We start from the raw sequence: 15,605 nt of genomic DNA, 5'->3' as shown, positions 1-15,605 counted from the left end.
CCCTCGCCACCGCCGACCTCGGCCTCGCCCTCGGCACCGGCACCGACGCCGCCATCCAGGCCGCCGACCTCACCCTCGTCAGCGGCGACCTCACCGCCGCCCCCGACGCCATCCGCCTCGCCCGCACCACCCTCACCACCATCAAGGGCAACCTCGCCTGGGCCTTCGGCTACAACCTCGCCGCCCTCCCCCTCGCCGCCACCGGCCTCCTGAACCCCATGATCGCCGGCGCCACCATGGCCTTCTCCTCCGTCTTCGTGGTGGGCAACAGCCTCCGGCTCCGGACCTTCCGCTGACGCCCGCCCGCACCGCCCGGCCGCTCCCCACCCCCGACGGGTGGGGAGCGGCCGGGCATCTTCGGGAGCGGGCCGGGGCCGGCGGCGCGGCGGCCCCGCCGCGGCCGTCGAAAAGTGCTGGCCGCCACCGCCCGCCCGCTGGCATGCTGGCGGGGTGGAGAGACCGGAGATCTGGCTGAGCTTCGCCCCCGACCTGCACGTCTTCCTCCCCGCCGGGCGGCGGGCGGAGCGGTCCGCGCTGCGGACCGACGGGGCCGCGACGCTCGGACACGTGGTGGAGTCACTCGGCGTCCCGCTCACCGAGGTCGGCGAACTGCTCGTGGACGGGCGGCCGGTGGCCGCCGCGCACATCCCCGGGGCCGGCGAGCAGGTCTCGGTGCGGGCCGTCCGGAGGCCGCAGGCATCGGCCGAGCCGCCCCGGTTCCTGCTCGACGTCCACCTCGGGACGCTCGCGCGCCGGCTGCGGCTGCTGGGCGTCGACGCCGCCTACGAGAACCCGGACATCGGCGACGCCGCGCTGGCGGCCCGCTCGGCCGCCGAACAGCGTGTGATGCTCTCGCGCGACCGCGGTCTGCTGCGCCGCCGCGAACTCTGGGCGGGCGCCTACGTCTACAGCCACCGGCCCGCCGACCAGCTGCGGGACGTGCTCTCGCGTTTCGCGCCCCCGCTCGCCCCCTGGAGCAGGTGCACCACCTGCAACGGGACGCTGCGCACCGTCGCCAAGACCTCGGTGCAGGACCAGCTCCGGGACGGCACCGAGCGGTCGTACGACGCGTTCGCGCAGTGCACCGACTGCGGGCAGGCCTACTGGCGGGGCGCCCACCACGCGACGCTCGACGCCATCGTGGCCGACGCCGTCCGCGAGTTCGGCCCCCCGGTCGTCGCCTGAGCGCCCCGGCCGCCTGAGCCCCTGGCCGTGGAGGTGCCGGGCGTTCGGCGCGGACTCCAGGCCGCGCACCAGGGCGAGGCCGATCTCGGCGGCCTCGGCCGGCCCCACCCGCGCGGACCGGCCCGGACCGGCGGGCGCGGCGGCGTCGGCGGCCAGCCCGGCCTCGGCGAACGACTCGGCGAACGACTCGGTGAACAGCCCGGTGAGCAGGCCGCGCGGCTCGGCGCCGAAGGCGGCACAGGCGGGGCGAACAACCTGGCCCCGCCGTCCAGGAGTTCGGCGGTGTGCGGGGAGTCCCCGGCAAGCGTCAGGGCGAGGTCGAACTTGGCGGCGAGCACGCCGCGGACGCGCTCGGCGTGGGGGCGTCCGGCGCGGCGGCGGCCCGCCGGGCCCGCGCGAGCGCCTGCCGGTGCAGGCGCTCGGCGAGCCGGCGGAAGGCGTCGTCCTCGCCCCGGACGTACTGGTGGACCGCCGATCGGGACACGCCCATGGCACCGGCGATGTCGTCCATCGTGGTGCGCCGCACGCCGTACCGGGTGAGGCAGGCGTAGGCGGCGTCGAGGACTTCGTCCAGCCGGTCGGCGGCCACGGCCGTCAGGCCAGCTTCTTCAGCAGCTCGACGGCGAGCGGGGCGGCGGAGGCCGGGTTCTGACCGGTGACCAGGTTGCGGTCGACGACCACCTTCGGGGCCCACGGCTCGCCCTCCTGGAAGTCCACGCCCGCCGCGACCAGGCGGTCCTGGAGCAGCCACTTCGCGTTGCCGGCCAGGCCGGCCTGGGTCTCCTCGGCATTGGTGAAGCCGGTCAGCCGGTAGCCGGCGAAGGCGTTGGAGCCGTCCGGCAGCCCGGCGGCCAGCAGCGCGGCCGGTCCGTGGCAGACCACGCCGAGCGGCTTGCCGGACGCCAGGGCGGCGACCAGCAGCCGGCCGGAGACGGGGTCGACGGCGAGGTCCTCCATCGGGCCGTGGCCGCCCGGGTAGAAGACGGCGTCGTAGTCGGCGAGGTCCACGTCCTCCAGCCGCACGGGGTGGCGCAGCTCCACGAAGGTGTCCAGCGCGGCCGCGACCTTCGCGGCGCCCTCCTCGCCGCCGTTGAACTCGGGGGCCAGGCTGCCCGAGTCGACGGTCGGGATCACCCCGCCCGGGGTGGCGACGGTGACCGTGTGGCCCGCGGCCCGGAACGCCTCGTACGGGGCGACGGCCTCGTCGGCCCAGAAGCCGGTGGGGTGCTGGGTGCCGTCGGCCAGCGTCCAGTAGGTGGCGCCGGTGAGGACGAAGAGGATCTTCGACATGCTGGGGGCTCTTCTCTGCGGGAGGGGCCGTCGGGCCCGGTGTACGGTCTGACGCCCTGGATGCACTGACGTTTCCGGTCCGGACCGTCAGTTCGGCGATGGACCCGACGATAGGCCGGGTCTCCCGGGTGTCACCAATGGCTGATCCGATGGCTGCCATAGGCATTCCAATGGGTGCCGAGGAATAGGCTTGCCGGGTGAACCGCCCCGACGCCGAGGAGTCCGCCGTGCCACCGGTGCCGTCACCGCTGCCGGCCGGGCCCGCCGACCTCAACCTGCTGCGCACCTTCCTGGCCGTCCACCGGGCCGGGTCGTTCACGGCCGCCGCCCAGGTGCTGGGCCTCTCCCAGCCCACGGTGACCACCCAGATCCGGGCGCTGGAGCGCCAGGGCGGGCGCGAGCTGTTCGAGCGGCTGCCGCGCGGGGTGGCCCCGACGCCGGCCGCCGACGAACTCGCCGCCCGGATCGCCGGTCCGCTGGACGCGCTCGCCGCCGCCACCGGCCCCGGCGCGCGCCCCGAGGCCGAGGGCGAGCCGGTCCACCTGGCCGGGCCCGCCGAACTACTCGGCACACTCGTCCTGCCCGCGCTCGCCCCGCTGGTCGCCGGGGGCGTCCGGCTGCGGGTGACCGCGGGCCTGACCGAGCCGCTGCTGGAGGAGCTGCGCGCGGGCCGCCACGACCTGGTCATCGCGACGAGCAGACCGCGCGGGCGCGCCCTGTCGGCCGTGCCGATGGGCGACGAGGAGTTCGTCCTGGTCGCCGCGCCGGTCTGGGCCGAGCGCCTGGGCGGGCGGCTCGCGGCCGAGGGCCCGGCCGCCCTGCACGGGGTACCGCTGGTCGCCTACGCCGAGGACCTGCCGATCGTCCGCCGCTACTGGCGCCACGTGTTCGGCCGCCGGCTCGCCTGCCGGGCCGCCCTGACCGTGCCCGACCTGCGCGGGGTGGTCGCCGCGGTGGCCGCCGGCGCGGGCTTCGCGGTCGTCCCGCGCTACCTCTGCGCGGACCGGCTGGCCGACGGCCGGCTGGTGCTGCTGGACGACCCGGAGGACCCGCCGATCAACACCGGTTACCTCGTGGAACGCCCCGGCGCCGACCCGGACGGCCGGGTGGCCCGGGTCCGGGACCACCTGCTGGCGGCCGCCCGCACCTGGTGAGCGATCGCCGGCCGCCCGGGGCCGCGTCCCTTGACAGCCGGTTCGGGTGCTGGATTACTTGGCCCGTCGAACACTGACCGAATGATCGGTCGGCGGCTGAGCTGGGCGGAGACGGCGGAGGAGACGCGATGAGCGCAGGAACGACCGACCCGAACCCGCCGGGCGGGCGCCGGGGGGAGCCGCTCCCGGCCGAGCTGCTCGACGCCGGGGAGCGGATGACCGCCGGGGAGCTGGCCGAGCACCAGCTGCGGCACCTGCGGGCCACCCTGCGCCACGCGTACGACCACGTCGAGCTGTACCGGCGCAAGTTCGACGCGGCCGGGGTGGCCCCCGAGGACTGCCGCACGCTCGGTGACCTCGCCCGGTTCCCCTTCACCACCAAGGCCGACCTGCGGGAGAGCTACCCCTTCGGGATGTTCGCCGTCCCGGTGGAGGAGGTCCGCCGGATCCACGCGTCCAGCGGCACCACCGGCCGGCCCACCGTGGTCGGGTACACCGAGCACGACCTCTCGGTCTGGGCCGACGTGGTGGCCCGCTCCATCCGGGCGGCCGGCGGCCGGCGCGGCCACAAGGTGCACGTCGCCTACGGGTACGGGCTGTTCACCGGCGGTCTCGGCGCCCACTACGGCGCCGAGCGGGCGGGCTGCACGGTGATCCCCGCCTCGGGCGGGATGACGGCCCGGCAGGTGCAGATCATCCAGGACTTCCGGCCCGAGATCATCATGGTCACCCCCTCCTACCTGCTCACCCTGCTCGACGAGTTCGAGAAGCAGGGCGTCGATCCGCGGAGCACCTCGCTGCGGGTCGGCATCTTCGGCGCCGAGCCGTGGACGGAGGCGATGCGCCACGAGATCGAGGAGCGGATGGACATCCACGCCGTCGACATCTACGGCCTCTCCGAGGTGATGGGCCCGGGCATCGCCCAGGAGTGCGTGGAGACCAAGGACGGGCTGCACATCTGGGAGGACCACTTCTACCCGGAGGTGGTCGACCCGCTCACCGACCGGGTGCTGCCCGACGGCGAGAGCGGCGAGATCGTGTTCACCTCGCTGACCAAGGAGGCGCTGCCGGTCGTCCGGTACCGCACCGGCGACCTCACCCGGCTGCTGCCGGGGACGGCCCGGCCCGCCTTCCGGCGGATGGCGAAGGTCACCGGCCGCTGCGACGACATGATCATCCTGCGCGGGGTGAACGTCTTCCCGACCCAGATCGAGGAGATCCTGCTGCGCACCCCCGCGGTGGCACCGCACTTCCAGCTCCGGCTCACCCGGCAGGGCCGGCTGGACCGGATGGCGGTCCGGGTCGAGGCCCGCCCGGACGCCGCGCCCGAGCAGCGCGAGGCCGCCGCCGCGGCGATCGCCCGGGGCGTGAAGGACGGCGTCGGCGTCACCGTGGAGGTCGACGTGGTGGAGCCGTACACCCTGGAGCGTTCGGTGGGGAAGATCCGCCGGGTGGTGGACCTGCGGGAGCGGTGAGCCCGCCGGCGGCCCCGAGGGCGCCGCCGTCCGCACAGCCGCCCGTGCCGTCGTCCCGCGCCGCGCGCGAACGGGTGAGCGCTCTACGATGTGGCCATGAGCGGGAGCGTGCGGCTGTCAGGTGCACATCGGTCGCAACAGCCGGTCGGCGGGCCGTCGCCGGACGACGCGAAGCGCCCGCCCGGCGACGAGCGGCTGGAGACCGCCGCCGCCGTCCTCGCGCTGCTCGCCGACCGCACCCGGCTCGCGCTGCTGCAGCGCCTGGGCGAGGGCGAGGCCGACGTGACCACGCTGACCGAGGCGTGCGGTGCGGCGCGGCCGTCGGTCAGCCAGCACCTGGGCAAGCTCCGGCTGGCGGGCCTGGTCACCACCCGCAAGGACGGGCGGCGAGTGGTCTACGCCCTGCGGCACGGGCATCTGCGCCGGCTGGTCAACGAGGCGCTCAACGTCGCCGACCACCAGATCAGCGGGCTGCCGCCGCATGACTGAGCCGCCGCATGGCTGAGCCGCCGCACGACTGAGCCGCCGCACGACTGAGGGCAGCACGACTGAGCCGCCGCACCCGGCGGCCGTGGCCCCGCGCCCGCCCGGTCCGTGACGGGGGGTCGGTCACCGGAAGGTGCCCCGGTCACCGGAAAGTGCGTTCTTCTCCGCCCGCGCCTCCCGTGCCTAGGGTGAGCGGGCGATCGGCGGCGAGTGCCGCCGCGGTCCGGACGATTCGGAGCACCCATGGCCATCCTGAAGACCTACGCCCGCCTCTGGGTGGACAGCCTCGACGAGGCCCTGCCGCTGCTGCGGACGCTCACCGGCGCCGAGCCCGACCTGCGACTGGGCTTCGAGGCCGTCGAGTTGGCGGCCGTCGGGGACTTCCTGGTGATCGCCGGTACGGCCGGGGAGCGCGCCCGGTACGCGCACGCCACCGCGACCGTCGTGGTCAGCGACCTGGACGAGCTCAGGGCCACCCTGCTGGCCGCCGGGGCGGTGATCACCACCCCCGAGACGCCCGCGCCGACCGGCCGCTTCCTCTACGCCCGGCACGCCGACGGCGCCGAGATCGAGTACGTGGAGTGGACGGCGGAGCTGGTCCGGCGGATCGTCCGCCCCGCGCCGTAGCGCGGGCCGCCGTCAGGCCCCGGCGCCGTCCGTCCGCTGCGGCCCGTCCGCCGCGCCCGGCCCACCGTCCGTGTCGGGGCCGTCCGGCCCGTCGTCCGCCGGGGTCTCGGCGCGCTCCTCGGCGGCGCGGACCTGCCCGGCGAAGTCCTCCGCGTCGATCCGCTCGACCGTCGCCCCGTGCCGGGCGGCGAACTCGTCGGCGGCGGCCGGGGACGCCTCGCGGATGTCCAGCACCAGCACCGCCGCTCCGTCGGGCACCCGCGGCGAGAGCACGATCAGCCCGGCCCCGCCGGTGGCGGCGCGGCCCTCCTCGGCGGCGTTGCCGAGCGCCGCGCCGGCCGCGAACCCGAGCAGCGAGCCGATCGGCCCGCCGAGCAGCCCGATCAGGCCGCCGACCACGCCCGACCCCACCGTGGCCACCCCGGCCCCGCGCGCGTAGCCGTCCTTGGTCTCCAGCAGGCCGTCGGCGGAGCGCTCCAGGACGGCGGCCTGCCGGAGGCCGGGCAGGTGCTCGGCCTCCTCGAACGCGGGCCGGCAGGCGGACGGGTCCGGGAAGGTGAGCAGGACGACGTTGTGCTGGTCGGTCATCGCGGTCCGATCGGGTCGGGGCTGTGTTCCCTGGCCTCCCATCCTGACGGCGGGCGGGCGGGCCTGCCACAGGAATGCGGGAGTCCCCGCGGCCCCCGCCCCGGTGCGGACGCCGGGCCGGTCCGGCGCGCGAGGATGGTGCCCATGGCGAACACGAGCGTGCGGATCAGGATCGAGGCGACCGACCTCCCGGGGCGCAGCTGCCCCGCGGCGCCGGGGTTCCCGGGCTACCAGGACATCCATGTCGCCGTGCAACGGCGCGGCCGGCCGGGCGAGTTGCTCGACCCGCAGCCGGGCGACGCGGCCCGGGCGGCCTGGACCCTGGAGTGCACCGCGAAGCCGCTCCCGTCGGGAGTGGACCTGCTCGGCCCCTACGTCCAGGGCGGTCCGGGGGCGCGGTTCGTCTACCTCTCCTGGATCGCGAGCGGCCGCACGGACGGGGTCGCGGCCGGGCCGGAGGGCTTCACGATGTTCCGTCGGGCCAAGCTGATGCTGGCGGCGGTCGATCCGGACACCGCCGACGCGGCCGTGCGCGGCGGCACCCTGGTGGCCCGGCTCGGGCTGACCGACGTCAAGGGGCACCCGCTCTGCGCCGCCGTCCGGCCGCCGCTGGTCGCCTGGTCCGCCGGGCCGGCCGGGGCCGGAGAGTGACGGCCGGTGCCGGGACGTGGCGAAGGGCCCCGCCGGGAGCGGGGCCCTTCGCCGGCCGTGCCGGGTGCGAGCGGTGCCTACTGCGTGGTGCTGCCGGTACTGCGTGGTGCCTACCGGTACTGCTCGGTGCCTACTGGTACCGGGTGGTGACGGTGGCGCCGTTGAAGCCCTGCTGGGCGTAGAGGCTGAAGTAGACCCAGCCGGAGGGCGGGTTGGTGATCGTCAGCGTCTCGCCGTTCCCGGCGTTGGCGGACTTCGCCAGGTAGGAGCCGGTGGTGGCCCAGCTGCCGCCGTTGTAGTACAGGTCGGCGTTGCCGGAGCCGCCGGTGGTGGTGACGGTCAGCTGCTTCACGCCGGCGGGCAGGTACAGGAAGCTGTAGCTGTAGTTGCCGGTGGCGGCGGCGACGTTGTCCCGGCGGCAGTTCTTGTCGAACTGGCGGGTGTCGGCGGCGCCGCAGAGCGGGGCCTGGTCGGCGGGCAGGGTGCCGCAGTTGTCGGCCGCGCAGGCGGTCAGCCAGCTCGCGAAGTCGGCGTCGTACCGGGTGCCGATGGTGGAGGTGAGCAGGGTGCGGGCGCCGGCCCAGTCGCCGACCCGGTACCTGGCGAGCAGCGCGTCGACGTCCTGCGGGTGCGACTGGAGCATGTACCGGACGGCCAGGTAGCCCCAGTTGTAGATCCGGGTCGAGTCGGCGTTGTCGTAGGTGGTGTCGAAGAGGGTGCTCAGCTTGTAGGTGCCCTTGCCCGCCTCGGTGATGGCGGCGGCGTAGCGCTCGCCGCGGTAGCTGTACGAGATGTACTCGGCGATGCCCTCGACCCACCAGATGGTCGGGGTGGTCATCCCGGCCTCGAAGTCACCGGCCATGTTGTAGCGGCCGTCGAGGTAGTGGGTGTACTCGTGGTTGAGGTTCCAGATCTGGAAGGCGGGGCGCAGCCAGTCGGCCTCGTGGGCGATGAAGCGGGCCTGGTTGCCGGCCGCGGCCGGGTTGCCCTCCTCGTACATGCCGCCGTTGTCGACCGCGATGTTGTACATGAGCCAGGCGTACAGCGAGTAGTTGTAGTAGTCGTCGAAGGCGACGACCTCCAGGCTGGTGTTCAGGTCGCCGGGGATCGGGCCGTTGTCCTTGATGACCTTGTGGAAGGCGGCGTCCTCGTTGACCAGGCTGGTGCAGGTGTCGGCCAGCTGCTGGGCCGTCATGTCCTGGGCGCGGATGCGCAGGTTGGCGTTGCAGGTGTGGTCGACGGTGAGCACCAGCGGGACGAGCCGCTTCGGCAGGTCACAGGTGCCGTAGACGGTGCAGTTGCCGGCGTCCTTCTTCTCGGTGAACCAGACCAGGTTCATGGTGAGCGGGCCGGTGGCGCCGACCAGCGGGTAGCGGTTGATCAGGTCCTTGACCAGGGGGCGGCCCTGGGCCCGGAGGCCGTCCACGGCGACCAGGTTGCCGAGCTGCATGCCGATCCGGGTGACGACGTCGCCGCCGTTGAGCATCGCGCCGTTGCGGGTGACGAAGCCGGCCCAGGCGGTGGCGATGGACGGGTCGGCCTGGAGGGCGGCGACGAAGCCGCGGTCGCCGTGCTCCAGGTCGAAGCCGCTCTCGATGACCCACTCGACGTGCTGCACGGCGAGGTCCATCGAGGCCGGCCAGGTGCTGTTGTAGCCGGCGAGCAGCCGCTTGACGACGCCGGCGTACCGGCCGTTCTCGTGCGAGCTGTCGATCAGCGTGACGGCCTCGTTGAGGGTGGCGCCGTTGGCCTCGGTGACGTCCTGGCTGTGCGGGGCGGCGAAGAAGGCGTCCAGCGCGCCGCGGATCGAGGTCTGCAGCGGGGCGCCGTAGCCGCCGACGGAGGCGGCGTTGTTCTCCTGCACGTAGTAGCCGGCGCGCAGGAACATCACCAGCTGGCCGATCGAGGCGCTGTTGTTGCCCGCGTAGCCGGCCGAGGCGGTGCGCAGCGCGTCGGCGACGGTCACCATCTGGGCCTCGCGGAAGACCTTGCCCGCGTCCGCACCGGTGAGGTTGAACAGCGGGTAGGTGCAGGTCACGTCGGGGAGCGCGGTGAGCTGCTGGACCAGTGCGCCGCCCGAGGCGCCGAGCACGCCGGAGAGGTTGCAGTCGACGGCCGCCGGAGCCGCGGAGAACTGCTTGGCGTTCTTGCCGCCCTTGCTGTCGGCCGCCGGCGCGGCCTCGGTGGCCGGGTGGGCGGTGCTCGCCCTTCCGGTGCTCTCGGCGGCGAGCGGGCGGTCGCCGGTGCTCGCGTCGGGGGACTTGGGCACCGGGATCGCCTTCGGCGCGGCCGCCGGGGTGGCTCCGGTGGCGGCCTTGGCGGGCGCGGCCGGGCCGACCGGGGCGGCGTGGCTCTGGGGGGCGAACAGGCCGAGCGCGAGGAAGAAGGCCGCGCCGAGTGCGGGCACTCTGCGCAGGGTGGCCTTGGATATCCGGGAGGGACGCATCTGTGGGGGCCTCCGGGGCCGTTCGTGGCCGCGTTGTTGGGGACGCGACCGCCGATGTGTGACATGTAAAATGGCACATGTCGCACGGCGACGGGAAGACCCCGGATCGGATTGGCCCCCGCCGCAACCGAAACGTTGTCAGGAGGCGTTCCGGGCAGGGTTGGCGCGGAGGGAGCGGGTCAGGCGGCCCGGGGCGCGGCGAGCGGGGTGAGCGCCGCGAACTCCAGCGGGGCGGACGGGTCGATCGAGAGGTCGGCCGGCGCCGGCTCGGCGCCCGCCCGCACCAGCAGGTCGCCGATGGCGGCGACCATCGCGCCGTTGTCGGTGCACAGCCGCAGCGGCGGCACCCGCAGGGTGATCCCGGCCGAGGAGCAGCGCCGCTCGGCCAGCTCCCGGACGCGGGAGTTGGCCGCGACGCCGCCGACCACCACCAGGGTGGTGATGCCGTGGTCGGTGCAGGCGCGGACGGCCTTGCGGGTCAGCACGTCGGCGATCGCCTCCTGGAGCGCGGCGGCCGCGTCGGGGACGTTCGGCTCGCCGCCGGTGGCGCGCCGCACCTCGACCCAGCGGGCGGCGGCGGTCTTGAGGCCGGAGAAGGAGAACGCGTACGGATCGTCATGCGGCCCGGTGAGCGGGCGCGGCAGCCGGACGGCGCGCGGGTCGCCGTCGCGGGCGGCGCGGTCGATGGCGGGGCCGCCGGGGTAGGGCAGGCCGAGGATCCGGGCGACCTTGTCGAAGCACTCGCCGGCCGCGTCGTCCAGCGTGTCGCCGAGGTGGACGATCCGGTCCCGGGCGAGGTCGCGGACCAGCAGCAGGGAGGTGTGGCCGCCGGAGACGATCAGCACCACGCAGGGGTTCGGCAGCGGCCCGCCGTCCAGTGTCGCGGCGGCGACGTGCCCGGCCAGGTGGTGGACCCCGTAGAGCGGGACGCCGAGCGAGAAGGCGTACCCCTTGGCGGCGGCCACGCCGACCTGGAGCGCGCCGGAGAGCCCGGGGCCGGCCGTCACGGCGACGGCGCCGACGTCGGCGAGGGTGAGCCCGGCCCGGTCGAGCGCCTCGCGGACCACCGGCGCCATCGCGTGCACGTGCGCGCGGGCGGCGATCTCGGGCACCACGCCGCCGAAGCGGGCGTGCTCGTCCATGCTGGACGCCACCGCCTGACCGAGCAGTCGCCCGTCCTGGACGAGGCCGGCACCGGTCTCGTCGCAGGACGACTCGATCCCCAGCACCACCGGCGATCCGGTCATGGTCACTCACCCTTGCCGATCATTACATCTGAGCGTCCATTGTGCATGACGAGACACGGGGAATATGCAGGAGCCCACCCTTCGTTCCTGCAACCAATACGCAATAGTGTGGTCCCGGCACGATCACCACCGCTGAACTCGCTGAAAGGGCCCGTCTCCTGATGAGCACCTACTCGCTTCCCGACCTGCCGTACGACTACTCCGCGCTGGAGCGGGCGATGTCCGCCGAGATCCTGGAGCTGCACCACTCGAAGCACCACGCGGCGTACGTCAAGGGCGCCAACGACACCCTGGAGCAGCTCGCCGAGGCGCGCGACAAGGAGCAGTTCGGCGGTCTCGTCGGCCTGCAGAAGACCTTCGCCTTCCACCTCTCCGGCCACGTGCTGCACTCGCTGTTCTGGGAGAACCTCTCCCCGGAGGGCGGCGACCGCCCCGAGGGCGCGCTGGCCGACGCCATCACCGAGCACTTCGGCGGCTTCGAGGCCTTCAAGAAGCAGCTCACCACCGCCACCACCGGCGTCCAGGGCTCCGGTTGGGGCATCCTCTCCTGGGAACCGCTCGGCAAGCGCCTGATCGTCGAGCAGGTCTACGACCACCACGGCAACGTCGGCCAGGGCACCACCCCGCTGCTGGCCTTCGACGCCTGGGAGCACGCGTACTACCTGCAGTACCGCAACGTCCGCCCGGACTACGTCACCAAGCTCTGGGACGTCGTCAACTGGCAGGACGTCTCGACCCGCTTCGCGGCGGCCACCGCGGCCTGACCCGGCGCGTGCGGTAGTGCGACGGCCCCGGACCGCGTGCGGTCCGGGGCCGTCGGCCGTTCATCTGCGGGCGCCGTCCGCGATGCGGGAGGCGACGGTCAGCCGGCTCGGATCACCCGTCGAGTGCGCGTCCGCCGGCAGCCGCCGGACCGGATCCTCGACCTCGATGGTCAGCCCGCGATGGCCCGTGATCCCGTCACCCCGCCGCGTTCGTGCGTTTGGCGAGCTTCACCAGCTCCGGTGGTGCGCTTCGGCCTGCGACGAGGATGAGTTCACGGATGGTCTCCCGAGCCGCCACGTGGGCCCGGACGTTCTCCGGGGCCAGCTCCTCGGCGCGCAGCAGGCAGTCGAGGGCCTCGCCGAGGTGGCGCCTCTGCGCGTGCGCCCTTCCGAGGTCGATCAGGAGCCTGGACCTCCGCTCGGGCGATAGTCGCCCGGCGTCGATGCGGTGGCCCAGGTCCAGGGCCTCGCCCGCGTCGCCGAGGTCGACGGCCGTCGAGACGGCCTGGATCTCGACATTGGTGGGGCCGAACTCCAGATGGAAGTCGTTGCGGTCCTCGCCGAGTCGGGCCGCGACCGCGCGGGCATTGTCGAGTTCGTTCCGTGCCCGGTCGCGTTGGCCGGCGCGAGCCGCGGCCAACGCGAGAACCAGGTGGAGAGCGCCGAGTACGGAGAGCGCCTCCGGCGGCGGGTCGGTTGTCGAGACGTATGACCGCAGGGCGGCCACCGCACCTCCGGCTGCGTGTTCTGCCTGGTCCAGTCGCTGTAGCCGGACGAACGCGTGGGCCAGCCGATAGATGCCGGCGAACACGTGCAGGGGCTGCCCGGACTTCTCGGCCGCTTGGACGGCTCGATCGGCTGCCACCCATGCCGCATCGACTTCGTCCTGGCGGACGAACGCGGCTGCGACAGCCTGGTAGGCCTGGCTGAGGAGGATGTGGACCGCTGGGCGTGCTGCCGGGGCCGCGGTCCGTGATGCCCTTTCCAGTCGTGGCAGGGCATCGGCGATGGCGGTGCTCAACTCGGCGAATCGCGCACTGTGCGTCAAGTCCCAGAGGTCCTGAACGACGACGGTGAGCTCGTCGAGGTCGGGATCTTCCGGCAGGACGCTCTCACCGAGCAGCAGATCGAGAGCTGGATGACCCGAGAGTGACAGCCGCACCAGGTCAAGGTCGTTGGACCGCTCCCCGGTCGAGAGCGCGGGTGCAGCGGGCGAGGGTGCCTCGGGCCGCAGCGCCTGAACGGACACGCCGAGGCCGTTCGCCAGCAGCTGGAGTACGTCGAGGCGGACTACCGGCTGAACACCCCGCTCGACCTGCGACACCCAGCTGGCGGTTCGGCTGATGGCAGCGGCGAGTTGTTCCTGCTTCAGTCCGCGACTCTTACGGAGCTGGGCGACCCGGGCGCCGAAGGCCCGCCGCTCCTCAGGGCTCACCGGGCGGCCGGGTCGCCGGACGAGCCCTTGCCGGCGATCTCGTCCAGGAACGTGACCTCGAACGATTCGAGGTACTGGCCACGCTCTGCCAGGAACCGGCGGACGTGCGGTTGGCGTTCATGCGCCTCGAACGCTTCGCGGTCGGCGTACAGCTCGTAGAAGACTCGAATGTGTGGTTCCTCCGGCACCGCGTGGTTGACGTAGACGAGGGTGCCGGGCTCCTCGGAACGAATCCCTTCGAGCGCCTCCCCCGCCAGCTCGTCGAAGGCCTGGGCCGCCGCCGCGTCGCGAGCGACGAAGCGCACAACAAGACCGAATCCCATGGAACTCCCCTTCCTGTATCGGCTGAGTCTCGCACGACTCGGTGAAGGACTGCGAGTAGCAGAGCTTCTTGACTCGCAGATTCCCTGCGACTACTTTGGGTCGCGTGTCGGTCGCTGTGTGCGACTGGTGGAGTTCCTTTTCGCCGCCGTCCACCGGTGGCCACTACCCCGTGGGTGGATCGGAGGGCCGTAGGCGCTCCGATCCACCCGGAGCGATGGAGGAGCAATGGGGTGGAACATGATCGTCAGTCCGCTCGGCACCGCGCGGTTTCCGGTTCCGTTGGAGTGGGGTGTACCGCCGGGGGTGGAGGCGGTACCGGCGGCGCGGCGGATGGTGATGGCGATCGTGCGTGACTGGGGCGTGCCGCTCCCACCCGATGCGCTCCAGGACGTGGAACTCTGTGCGAGCGAGGTGATCGCGAACGCGCTGGTGCACACCGCGGAGCGCTGCGTGGTGACCGTCCGGCGTCGTGTCGGACGGTTGCGGGTGGAGGTCGCCGATGGGTCCGTGGTGCTCCCGCGACAGGAGCGTGACGCCGAATCGTGCGGTGGGCGCGGACTGTTGTTGGTGGAGGCGTTGGCGCACGCCTGGGGGTGGCAGCCGGTGGGCGCGGGCAAGGTGGTCTGGTTCGAGTTCCTGGAGAGTCGTGAATCGCCGTGCCCCACCCCCGGGTGGGGCACGGCGTACGGCCTTCGCGCGCTGCCCGAGGCGGCGTAGTGGCGGGCCTCGACAGGTCGACCGTCGCACGCCTGGTGTGGTGGTTCTTCTTCTCCGCCGTTGTGACGGCCGGGTTCGGCGTGGGGTGGGACCGCTGACCAGTGAGGGCGGGCGCGGCGGTGGCCCGAGTGTCGACGCGGAGCCGGTCGGCCTGACCCGGCGCGGGCGGTAGTGCGACGGCCCCGGACCGCGTGCGGTCCGGGGCCGTCGGCCGTTGGTCAGGGGGTGCGGAAGGCGTCCAGGAGGCGCTGCGCCGCCAGGCTCGCCGGGATGGTGCCCTCGCGGACCTCGCGTTCCAGGGCGGGGGCCAGGCGGCGGACCTCGGGGTGTTCGTGGAGCTGGGCGTAGAGCTGGTCGTGCACCATCGCCCAGGTCCACTCCACCTGCTGGTCGCGGCGCTTGGCCTCCAGCGCGCCGGTCGCGTCGAGGACCTTGCGGTGCTGCTGCAACCGCTCCCACAGGGTGTCCAGCCCGGTGCCGTCGCGGCCGCTGCAGGTGAGCACCGGCGGCGTCCACGGCGCGTCCGGGGCCTGCAACAGCCGCAGCGCGCCGGCGAGTTCGCGCGCGGCGGCCTTGGCGTCGGTCTCGTGCGGCCCGTCCGCCTTGTTGACGGCGATCACGTCGGCGAGCTCCAGCACGCCCTTCTTGATGCCCTGGAGCTGGTCCCCGGTGCGGGCCAGCGAGAGCAGCAGGAAGGAGTCCACCATGCCCGCGACCGCGGTCTCCGACTGCCCGACGCCGACCGTCTCGATGAGGACCACGTCGTAGCCGGCGGCCTCCATCACCACCATCGACTCCCGGGTGGCCCGGGCCACCCCGCCCAGCGTGCCGGAGGTGGGGGAGGGGCGGACGAACGCCGCGGGGTCGACCGCGAGCCGCTCCATCCGGGTCTTGTCACCCAGGATCGAGCCGCCGGTCCGGCTGGACGTCGGGTCGACGGCGAGTACCGCGACCTTGTGTCCGAGGGCGGTGAGCCGGGTGCCGAAGGCGTCGATGAAGGTCGACTTGCCGACACCGGGGACGCCGGTGATGCCCACCCGGACCGCGCCGCCCGCGTGCGGCAGCAGCCGGGTGAGCAACTGCTGCGCCAGCGCGCGGTGGTCGGGCCGGGTGGACTCCACGAGGGTGATGGCCCGCGCGATGAACGCGCGCGAGCCCTCCCGCACCCCTTGGGCGTACTGGTCGAGGTCGATCGTCCGGGGCGCCATCGTTCAGC

The 15,605-nt window shown here is 73.7% G+C and carries 16 protein-coding genes and 1 pseudogene; 9 read left to right on the top strand and 8 right to left on the bottom strand.

The window, feature by feature from the left end:
• Together ACZ34W_RS17835 and ACZ34W_RS17830 are read left to right on the top strand one after the other, a co-directional pair.
• Positions 1-296: pseudogene (locus ACZ34W_RS17835) on the top strand (heavy metal translocating P-type ATPase); the annotation flags it as partial.
• 154 nt (positions 297-450) lie between these two features.
• Positions 451-1,185, top strand: coding sequence for a Mut7-C RNAse domain-containing protein (locus tag ACZ34W_RS17830; RefSeq protein WP_329486575.1), 735 nt, complete (start codon positions 451-453; stop codon positions 1,183-1,185).
• 307 nt (positions 1,186-1,492) lie between these two features.
• On the opposite strand, the gene ACZ34W_RS17825 is transcribed toward ACZ34W_RS17830, so the two are convergent.
• Together ACZ34W_RS17825 and ACZ34W_RS17820 are read right to left on the bottom strand one after the other, a co-directional pair.
• On the bottom strand, positions 1,493-1,774 hold the full coding sequence (locus tag ACZ34W_RS17825) for a TetR/AcrR family transcriptional regulator (RefSeq protein ID WP_465605162.1): 282 nt from the start codon (positions 1,772-1,774) through the stop codon (positions 1,493-1,495).
• Positions 1,775-1,779: 5 nt separating this feature from the next.
• Entirely contained in the window at positions 1,780-2,475 is a 696-nt protein-coding gene (locus ACZ34W_RS17820; RefSeq protein WP_329486573.1) for a type 1 glutamine amidotransferase domain-containing protein, read from the bottom strand.
• 248 nt (positions 2,476-2,723) lie between these two features.
• Between ACZ34W_RS17820 and ACZ34W_RS17815 the strand changes: the two genes are divergently transcribed.
• From ACZ34W_RS17815 to ACZ34W_RS17800, 4 genes are all read left to right on the top strand, one after another.
• Positions 2,724-3,629 (top strand): LysR family transcriptional regulator, encoded by a 906-nt coding sequence (locus tag ACZ34W_RS17815; RefSeq protein WP_465605177.1) that lies wholly within the window; start codon positions 2,724-2,726, stop codon positions 3,627-3,629.
• 128 nt (positions 3,630-3,757) lie between these two features.
• Positions 3,758-5,104, top strand: coding sequence for a phenylacetate--CoA ligase PaaK (gene paaK / locus ACZ34W_RS17810; protein WP_465605159.1), 1,347 nt, complete (start codon positions 3,758-3,760; stop codon positions 5,102-5,104).
• 96 nt (positions 5,105-5,200) lie between these two features.
• Positions 5,201-5,593 (top strand): ArsR/SmtB family transcription factor, encoded by a 393-nt coding sequence (locus ACZ34W_RS17805; protein ID WP_329486571.1) that lies wholly within the window; start codon positions 5,201-5,203, stop codon positions 5,591-5,593.
• Positions 5,594-5,833: 240 nt separating this feature from the next.
• Positions 5,834-6,217: a VOC family protein gene (locus tag ACZ34W_RS17800; protein ID WP_329486570.1), complete on the top strand. Its 384-nt coding sequence runs from the start codon at positions 5,834-5,836 to the stop codon at positions 6,215-6,217.
• A gap of 12 nt (positions 6,218-6,229) precedes the next feature.
• On the opposite strand, the gene ACZ34W_RS17795 is transcribed toward ACZ34W_RS17800, so the two are convergent.
• Positions 6,230-6,805, bottom strand: coding sequence for a histidine kinase (locus tag ACZ34W_RS17795; protein WP_465605154.1), 576 nt, complete (start codon positions 6,803-6,805; stop codon positions 6,230-6,232).
• 144 nt (positions 6,806-6,949) lie between these two features.
• Between ACZ34W_RS17795 and ACZ34W_RS17790 the strand changes: the two genes are divergently transcribed.
• The gene (locus ACZ34W_RS17790) at positions 6,950-7,456 is read left to right on the top strand and encodes a DUF5990 family protein (protein WP_465605151.1); all 507 of its coding nucleotides are present in this window, start codon (positions 6,950-6,952) and stop codon (positions 7,454-7,456) included.
• A gap of 130 nt (positions 7,457-7,586) precedes the next feature.
• Here the strand turns inward: ACZ34W_RS17790 and ACZ34W_RS17785 are convergent, their stop codons facing one another.
• Positions 7,587-9,902 carry a M9 family metallopeptidase gene (locus ACZ34W_RS17785; RefSeq protein ID WP_465605148.1) on the bottom strand — a complete coding sequence of 772 codons (2,316 nt, stop codon included), beginning with the start codon at positions 9,900-9,902 and terminating at the stop codon, positions 7,587-7,589.
• Between the two features lie 179 nt (positions 9,903-10,081).
• A complete protein-coding gene (tsaD, locus tag ACZ34W_RS17780) occupies positions 10,082-11,149 on the bottom strand; it encodes a tRNA (adenosine(37)-N6)-threonylcarbamoyltransferase complex transferase subunit TsaD (protein ID WP_465605145.1) in 1,068 nt (355 codons plus the stop codon).
• Between the two features lie 161 nt (positions 11,150-11,310).
• Between tsaD and ACZ34W_RS17775 the strand changes: the two genes are divergently transcribed.
• Positions 11,311-11,913 (top strand): superoxide dismutase, encoded by a 603-nt coding sequence (locus ACZ34W_RS17775; protein WP_329486565.1) that lies wholly within the window; start codon positions 11,311-11,313, stop codon positions 11,911-11,913.
• Between the two features lie 196 nt (positions 11,914-12,109).
• Here ACZ34W_RS17775 and ACZ34W_RS17770 read toward each other — a convergent pair whose 3' ends face one another.
• Both ACZ34W_RS17770 and ACZ34W_RS17765 read right to left on the bottom strand, forming a co-directional pair.
• Positions 12,110-13,348 carry a helix-turn-helix domain-containing protein gene (locus ACZ34W_RS17770; protein WP_465605141.1) on the bottom strand — a complete coding sequence of 413 codons (1,239 nt, stop codon included), beginning with the start codon at positions 13,346-13,348 and terminating at the stop codon, positions 12,110-12,112.
• On the bottom strand, positions 13,345-13,671 hold the full coding sequence (locus ACZ34W_RS17765) for a putative quinol monooxygenase (protein ID WP_329486563.1): 327 nt from the start codon (positions 13,669-13,671) through the stop codon (positions 13,345-13,347). Before ACZ34W_RS17765 ends, ACZ34W_RS17770 begins: the two co-directional genes overlap by 4 nt.
• A 226-nt stretch (positions 13,672-13,897) precedes the next feature.
• Between ACZ34W_RS17765 and ACZ34W_RS17760 the strand changes: the two genes are divergently transcribed.
• Positions 13,898-14,389, top strand: a complete 492-nt coding sequence (locus ACZ34W_RS17760) for an ATP-binding protein (RefSeq protein WP_465605137.1) — start codon at positions 13,898-13,900, stop codon at positions 14,387-14,389.
• 218 nt (positions 14,390-14,607) lie between these two features.
• Here ACZ34W_RS17760 and meaB read toward each other — a convergent pair whose 3' ends face one another.
• Positions 14,608-15,597 carry a methylmalonyl Co-A mutase-associated GTPase MeaB gene (meaB, locus tag ACZ34W_RS17755; RefSeq protein WP_465605134.1) on the bottom strand — a complete coding sequence of 330 codons (990 nt, stop codon included), beginning with the start codon at positions 15,595-15,597 and terminating at the stop codon, positions 14,608-14,610.
• Positions 15,598-15,605: the final 8 nt, after the last annotated feature.

It is taken from the genome of Kitasatospora sp. NPDC022856 (genome assembly GCF_055561235.1).
Note: the sequence above shows the minus strand (reverse complement) of the source record. Positions and strands in the feature narration are given on the sequence as shown.